This is a genomic window from Rhodococcus sp. NPDC057014, from assembly GCF_042673295.1.
Classification (GTDB): Bacteria; Actinomycetota; Actinomycetes; order Mycobacteriales; family Mycobacteriaceae; genus Rhodococcus_F.
Genome location: NZ_JBHUSF010000605.1, coordinates 1 through 1850, shown reverse-complemented (window position 1 = coordinate 1850; position 1850 = coordinate 1). Strand labels below are relative to the sequence as shown.

Here is a 1850-nt window from a genome sequence, read left to right as displayed (position 1 = left end):
CCCCCGATCGGGAGTGCGGCGCAGTCGTTTTTGCCGGATCGGTGCCTGCCGAGGGTCAGCGCTGGACGAGTTCCGGGATGTTCTCCTCCTCCGGCGGGGCGGCCTGGGCCTGGGCGGCGAGCTTCTGCCCGAGGACGGACTTGCGGCGGCCGTAGGCGAGGTAGACGACGACTCCGAGGGCCATCCAGACGAGGAATCGGAGCCAGGTCTCGACGGACAGGTTCAGCATGAGCCATCCGCAGGCCAGGACGGCGAGGATGGGGACGAGCGGGACCAGCGGAACGCGGAATCCGCGGGGCAGGTCGGGGCGGGTGCGGCGCAGGATGATCACGCCGATGCAGACGAGCACGAACGCGAAGAGGGTGCCGATGTTCACCATTTCCTCGAGGGTGCCCATCGGGAAGAAGGCGGCGAGCACGGCGACGACGGCGCCGACGAACAGGGTGATGCGGACCGGGGTGCCCTTCTTGCCGGTCTTGGCGAGTCCGCGGGGGACGAGTCCGTCGCGGGACATGGCGAACAGGACGCGGGTCTGGCCGAGCATCATCACCATCACGACGGTGGTCAGGCCTGCGAGTCCGCCGAAGTTGATGGCGGTCTGCGCCCAGGTGATGCCGTGTGCCTCGAAGGCGGTCGCCAGGGTGGCGCTGCTGTCGCCGACGAGCGGGCTGCCGGTCTCGAGGTCGGTGTACTTGACCATGCCGGTGAGTACGAGGGTGACCGCGACGTAGAGCACGGTGACGATGGCGAGGGAGCCGAGAATGCCGCGGGGGAGCGCCTTCTGCGGGTCCTTGGTCTCCTCGGCGGTGGTGGCGACGACGTCGAATCCGATGAACGCGAAGAACACGAGGCTCGCGGCGGCGAGGAGGCCGTACCAGCCGTAGCTGCTGCCGTCCGCTCCGGAGAGGAAGGAGAAGAGGCTCTGGTGCACACCCTGTGCGGTGCTTTCGTTGCCCTCGGCCGGCGGGATGTAGGGGGCGTAGTTCTCCTTCTTGATGTAGAAGACGCCGACGGTGATGACGAGGAGGACGACGGCGATCTTGATGGCCGTGATCACGGCGGACACGCGGGAGGACACCTTGGTCCCGATCGCGAGCACGAGGGTGATGCCGCCGACGATGATCAGCGAGCCCCAGTCGAAGTCGACGGGCCCGAGGTGGGCGGTGGTGGATCCGCTGAATCCGAGGACGTTGCCCAGGTACAGCGACCAGCCCTTGGAGACGACGGCCGCCGCGAGGGCGAATTCGAGGATGAGGTCCCAGCCGATGATCCAGGCGACGAACTCGCCGAAGGTGGCGTAGGAGAACGTGTACGCGCTGCCCGCGACGGGCACGGTGGAGGCGAACTCGGCGTAGCAGAGGGCGGCCAGGCCGCACGCGATGGCGGCGAGGACGAAGGCGAGCGAGATGGACGGCCCGGCGACGTTGCCTGCGGTCCGGGCGGTGAGCGTGAAGATGCCGGCGCCGATCACGACGGCGACGCCGAAGACGGTGAGGTCCTTCGCGGTGAGTTCCCTCCGCAGCCGGGTGTCGGGTTCGTCGGTGTCCGCTATCGATTGCTCAACGGATTTCGTTCGCCAAATGCCGACTCCTGGCATGTGTCGCTCCTAGGTTGTGTTCCCGATGGCCTCGTGGGCCGGAGATGTTCCGGTGGTGCTGCCGATTGTGATGTAGGTCTCAACGGCCAACTGAGGGAACCACTACTGAGCGCCGTGTGCAAGAAGCGTGGGCTCAACTGATCACATCGATCAGTAGAACCTGTTCTGGGGTGTTGCCGTTTGAGCGAGTTGATCACCCGTGAGCGCGGTCACATCCGAGGCGGAACTCGCGGTCGCACCGACGACCGAAGCC

1 protein-coding gene is annotated in these 1850 nt (G+C 66.9%); it reads right to left on the bottom strand.

From position 1 onward, the window contains the following. Positions 1-55: 55 nt before the first annotated feature. Positions 56-1597, bottom strand: a complete 1542-nt coding sequence (locus tag ACFTZB_RS45360) for an amino acid permease (protein ID WP_378442515.1) — start codon at positions 1595-1597, stop codon at positions 56-58. Between the last annotated feature and the right edge of the window lie 253 nt (positions 1598-1850).